This is a genomic window from Pseudomonas sp. P5_B2 (assembly GCF_056400445.1).
Genome location: NZ_JBFULH010000352.1, coordinates 1 through 4296, shown reverse-complemented (window position 1 = coordinate 4296; position 4296 = coordinate 1). Strand labels below are relative to the sequence as shown.

The 4296-nt window shown below is 56.6% G+C and carries 4 protein-coding genes and 1 pseudogene; 1 reads left to right on the top strand and 4 read right to left on the bottom strand.

Annotation, left to right across the window (positions count from 1 at the left end; genetic code table 11):
* Positions 1-110 precede the first annotated feature (110 nt).
* Entirely contained in the window at positions 111-905 is a 795-nt protein-coding gene (locus AC1DRJ_RS20180) for a hypothetical protein (protein WP_477803700.1), read from the top strand.
* An 84-nt stretch (positions 906-989) separates the two neighbouring features.
* Here AC1DRJ_RS20180 and AC1DRJ_RS20175 read toward each other — a convergent pair whose 3' ends face one another.
* The 4 genes and pseudogenes from AC1DRJ_RS20175 to AC1DRJ_RS20160 all read right to left on the bottom strand — a co-directional run.
* A complete protein-coding gene (locus AC1DRJ_RS20175; protein WP_477803699.1) occupies positions 990-1370 on the bottom strand; it encodes a DUF6124 family protein in 381 nt (126 codons plus the stop codon).
* A gap of 565 nt (positions 1371-1935) precedes the next feature.
* On the bottom strand, positions 1936-3681 hold the full coding sequence (locus tag AC1DRJ_RS20170) for an ABC transporter substrate-binding protein (RefSeq protein ID WP_477803698.1): 1746 nt from the start codon (positions 3679-3681) through the stop codon (positions 1936-1938).
* 48 nt (positions 3682-3729) lie between these two features.
* Positions 3730-4002 (bottom strand): DUF2160 domain-containing protein, encoded by a 273-nt coding sequence (locus AC1DRJ_RS20165; protein ID WP_033049407.1) that lies wholly within the window; start codon positions 4000-4002, stop codon positions 3730-3732.
* Between the two features lie 13 nt (positions 4003-4015).
* Positions 4016-4296 (bottom strand): annotated as a pseudogene (locus AC1DRJ_RS20160) (carbohydrate ABC transporter permease); the annotation flags it as partial.

Below are 4296 nucleotides of genomic sequence, written 5' to 3'. Positions count from 1 at the left end.
ATGCGCTTCGACCAAATTAACGGCTTACCTGGCACTCCAATTTTTATGTCGGGCTACGTCTTTGTCGCTAACGGTACTGGGATGGTTTGGATCAACGTTAAGGATTACCCGTGACCTCCCCTCATCTTGACCTCATTTACCTCCTCTCATGGGGGGTTGTACTGCTACTTATTTTCCTCAGCGAGGCAATCGTGTTATTTGCCGCCTATTTCCGGATTGATCAGCTGGAAAGCCACTTCATTGCATCTCATCTTGTGGGCATTAATCGGAAAACTTTGGGAAATGGCCCGTTGGGACGAATGAAAAGGGTCCGGCAGATAGGTGCACTAACAGGTCGAATTACCTATTTTCAAATGCTGGATCCGTACGCGGTCATGGAGGCTGAAGTTTTTCCGGAGCATTTGAAAAAATGGGTGAAGATTCCGGCAGACCTCATGCGACTCGCTTTGATTGGAGCCGGTCTACTTTTGCTTTTGCTTGGGTTTGAGCGGTTAAGCATGACCGTCTCCAAACCGGCAAGCGATCTGAAACTGCTGTGTACGGCCGTATTGATCGCCTGTTTTGTCGTGGCACTGGTGGCAATGCTCGTAAGGACATACGTCAGTTTTTTMAAACTGACTGAGATTGAATTTTTCCTGAGAGGGTCGTACTTCGTCGCTCGCAATCGGCGGGTGTTGGGAGACGGCGCCTATGGCCGCTCCTCCCGTTTGTCCCACATCTCGACCATTCTTTTATTGGATGATGATTTTTTGTGGGTAAGTGATCCGGACGCGATAGATGAGATTGCTCGCTTTCCGTTGCCCCTGCGATGCTGGATCATCATTCCCGCTCGAATACTTGGCTATTCTTTTCTGGGTTATTGCGTGATCTATCTCGGCGGAACCCTCTTTGGAGTATTTGCCTGACTACAGCGAAACGGGCTGTTAGCCATTCAATAAAAACGCGGCCCTTCCAGCGCCGCGTTTTTTGTGTCTGCTCAGCCCCGTTGATCAGTCAGCGAGATCGACGTTATCCAGCGCCTTGTTCACCGCCAGTTCGCCCAACATCACCACCTGCGCAATCCCCAACAGAGTCTTGCGATGAGTGCCTTCCAGCAGCGCAGCAAAGTCACCAAGCATGACCGTGGCCGAAGCCAGGGATTCGCAAGCATTGGCCAGCAAGGATTCGGTATCGGCTTTGGGATTGACGAAGAACATCTCGTTGGGGGTGTATGGCGTGGCCATGATGTGAGCGCCGGGGTTGAGGTAGTAGTCGAGGGCGCGGTCGGCAGCTTCGTGGAGTTTTCGGGTGTCGACGGAGGCGTAAGGGGATGTCGAATCGGCGTCCGCTTCGGCGTCTGCTTCGGGAGGATTGGGTGTTGGTTTTTTCATGATGTTGGTACTCAGTGTGATGGTTGAAGCTGACCCATTCGGTTCCAATCGAAGGGGTGGCAGCTGTACGCAGGTTGGAACCCGGGCCACCGAAAACCCGACAGACTCGAAGTCTCCCGCGCACAGCCGCCATAACGGAATGCACACCATCAAGGCGCGCAAGCATACGTCATGAAAGCCACTTTTGCGCTTTCGGGGTTCCGGGGTTCCAATCCCGATCGCTGAATTGGCAGCGACGTGCACAGGCTAGAGAGCGGACGTCCGACGGACAACCTGAAAACATTGTGGGAAGGTTCTGCTCCTTCACCTAAACGCTTAAACATCCAGAATTGAATACGAACTGTGGTTCAAGGCCTGCCCGCGAATGCGGTGGGTCAGGCAACATCAATGGTGAATGTCAGTCCGCTATCGCGGGCAAGCCCTGCTCCCACAGGTTTAGTGGCGTACGCAACGTCTGCTGGCACTCCGCAATACAGTGGGAGCGAGCCTGCTCGCGATGACGGACTATCAGGCACAAACAAAAACGGCACCTCTCGGTGCCGTTCGCCTTTCTCGGTGCAGAAGCTTACTTAGGCGCGTTCGCCGCCCACGACTTCAGCAGCTCGTTGTAGTTGACGGTTTCACCCTTGGGCTTCTCGTTCGCCAGTTTCGGCTTCGGTGCGCCCGGCTGATCGAACCAGTATTGCGCATCGCGCTCTGGGTTCATTTTCGGGGCACAGGTGGTTTGCGCTTTCGAGCGTTCCAGACGGGTCATGATCGCGTCTTGATCCTTGGCCAGTCCGTCCAGTGCCTGTTGCGGGGTTTTCTCGCCGCTGACCGCTTCGGCGATGTGGCTCCACCACAGCTGCGCCAGACGCGGATAGTCCGGCACGTTGGTCCCGGTCGGGGTCCATTGCACGCGGGCCGGGCTGCGGTAGAACTCCACCAGACCACCGAGTTTCGGTGCCAGGTCGGTCATCGCTTGCGACTTGATGTCCGACTCGCGAATCGGGGTCAGGCCGACGATGGTTTTCTTCAGCGACACGGTTTTCGAGGTCACGAACTGCGCATAAAGCCAGGCGGCGAGTTTCTGTTTCTCAGGCGTGGACTTCATGAACGTCCAGGAACCCACGTCCTGATACCCCAGCTTCATGCCCTCTTCCCAGTACGGACCGCGCGGCGACGGCGCCATGCGCCATTTCGGCGTGCCATCGGCGTTCACGACAGGCAGGCCCGGCTTGGTCATGTCGGCGGTGAATGCGGTGTACCAGAAAATCTGTTGGGCAATGTTGCCCTGGGCCGGCACCGGACCGGCCTCGGAGAAGGTCATGCCCGCCGCTTCCGGTGGCGCATAGGCCTTGAGCCAGTCGACGTATTTCTGGGTGGCAAAGACCGCCGCCGGCCCGTTGGTGTCGCCGCCTCGGGTCACGCTGGAGCCCACCGGATGGCAATCCTCGACCCGAATACCCCACTCGTCCACCGGCAAGCCGTTGGGCAGGCCTTTGTCGCCGCCACCGGCCATGGAGAACCAGGCATCGGTGAAGCGCCAGCCCAGGGACGGGTCTTTCTTGCCGTAGTCCATGTGCCCGTAGACCCGCTTGCCGTCGATTTCCTTGACGTCTTCGCTAAAGAATTTGGCGATGTCTTCATAGGCCGACCAGTTCACCGGCACGCCCAACTCGTAGCCGTACTTTTCCTTGAACTTGGCTTTCAAGTCTGCCCGTTCGAACCAGTCGGCGCGGAACCAGTAGAGGTTGGCGAATTGCTGGTCAGGCAGCTGATAGAGCTTGCCGTCCGGGGCCGTGGTGAAGGAGATGCCGATGAAGTCCTTGAGGTCCAGGGTCGGCGAGGTGAAGTCCTTGCCTTCGTTGGCCATCAGGTCGGTGATCGATTCAGTCTTGCCGTAGCGCAAGTGAGTACCGATCAAGTCCGAGTCATTGACCCAACCGTCATAAATGCTCTTGTCCGACTGCATCACGGTCTGCAGTTTTTCCACCACGTCGCCTTCCTGCAGCAGGTCGTGGGTCAGCTTGATGCCGGTGATCTCGGTGAACGCCTTGGCCAGCACCTTGGACTCGTATTCGTGGGTGGCGATGGTTTCCGAAACCACTTTGATGTTCATCCCGCGAAACGGCTCCGCCGCCTTGATGAACCACTTCAGCTCTTCCAGCTGTTGATCGGCTGTCAATGTGGATGGCTTGAACTCACTGCCGATCCATTTTTTCGCAGCGTCTTCATAGGCATCGGCCCAGGCCGAAGCGCTCAACCCACTGAGTGCCAGCATGGCTGCCAATGAAATGCTATGTCGCAGCTTATTGTTTTTGTCGAACATAGAGACCTCCTGTTTGGGTTTCGGGACACCATTTGCCGAGCGATTCGACTAGCCCCAACGCATCACAGCCAACAGCCACACCAGGGACAACGCGGACGCTACCCAGATGCTCCAGTCGGTCACGCCGATTACCAGCAAATGCAGGTAGGCGCTGCCGAGAAGACCGATAAACAACCGATCGCCACGGGTGGTGGCAATCGGCAACAAACCCCGCCGAAGAATGCTCGGCGAACGTAACTCCCAGGTGGTCATGCCCACAAGGATCAGGCCAATGACGATGAAGAACACTGCGGTGGGAACCGTCCAACTCATCCATTCCATCATCATCAGTTCCTCATACCCGACCCAGGGCAAAGCCCTTGGCCACGTGGTTGCGAACAAACCAGATCACCAGCATGCCCGGCAGGATGGTCAACACCCCCGCCGCCGCCAGCACGCCCCAATCGATGCCGGATGCAGAGACCGTGCGGGTCATCACCGCCGCAATCGGCTTGGCGTTGACCGACGTGAGCGTTCGCGCCAAGAGCAATTCAACCCAGGAAAACATGAAGCAGAAGAACGCCGTGACACCGATCCCGGAACCAATCAGTGGGATAAAAATCTTCACGAAAAACT

Bases quoted from the DNA above. Each gene is read 5' to 3' on its own strand.
- AC1DRJ_RS20175 (WP_477803699.1), bottom strand. From the start codon at position 1,370: ATGAAAAAACCAACACCCAATCCTCCCGAAGCAGACGCCGAAGCGGAC.
- AC1DRJ_RS20170 (WP_477803698.1), bottom strand. From the start codon at position 3,681: ATGTTCGACAAAAACAATAAGCTGCGACATAGCATTTCATTGGCAGCC.
- AC1DRJ_RS20165 (WP_033049407.1), bottom strand. From the start codon at position 4,002: ATGGAATGGATGAGTTGGACGGTTCCCACCGCAGTGTTCTTCATCGTC.